The 474-nt window shown below is 76.2% G+C and carries 1 protein-coding gene and 1 pseudogene; one reads left to right on the top strand and one right to left on the bottom strand.

Annotated features, from left to right (window positions below; translation table 11 throughout):
* A pseudogene (locus M3677_RS16990) lies at positions 1-193 on the bottom strand (hypothetical protein); the annotation flags it as partial.
* A gap of 111 nt (positions 194-304) precedes the next feature.
* On the opposite strand from M3677_RS16990, the gene M3677_RS16985 reads away from it, so the two are divergent.
* On the top strand, positions 305-474 hold a 170-nt coding region (locus M3677_RS16985), incomplete at its 3' end, for a class I SAM-dependent methyltransferase (RefSeq protein WP_251161135.1).

Raw genomic sequence — 474 nt, 5'->3', positions numbered from 1 at the left:
ACTCGGCGGCCCGCTGGAGGGCGTCGGGGCCGGAGACCTCGAGGCGGTCGACCTCGCCCCAGCCGACCAGCCCCTCGCCGTCGCGCACCCACGCCAGCGCGCCGGTCGCCGGGAGCTTGGTGAGCAGGTCGCTGCGCCTGCGGCCCAGCGGCGTGGTCACCACCCGCTGGGTGGTCGTCGCCGCGCTGGTCACGCCCCCCACGATAGGCAGCCCGCCGTATCGTCGTCGGGCGTGAGCTCAGGAGATCGGACACACACCGGCTACCGCGCGACGCTGGAGAAGCGGCCCGCCGAGGTCGCCGCGATGTTCGACCGCGTCGCGGGGAAGTACGACGTCACCAACACCGTGCTCTCCGGTGGTCTGGACGCCGGCTGGCGGCGGGCCACCCGCGAGGCGCTCGGCGCCCGCCCCGGGCAGACCGTGCTCGACGTCGCCGCCGGCACCGGGGTGTCCACCGTCGAGCTGGCCACCGG

The organism is Curtobacterium sp. P97 (genome assembly GCF_023712445.1).
Lineage (GTDB): Bacteria > Actinomycetota > Actinomycetes > Actinomycetales > Microbacteriaceae > Curtobacterium.
This window is presented reverse-complemented; position numbering and strand designations above follow the sequence as displayed.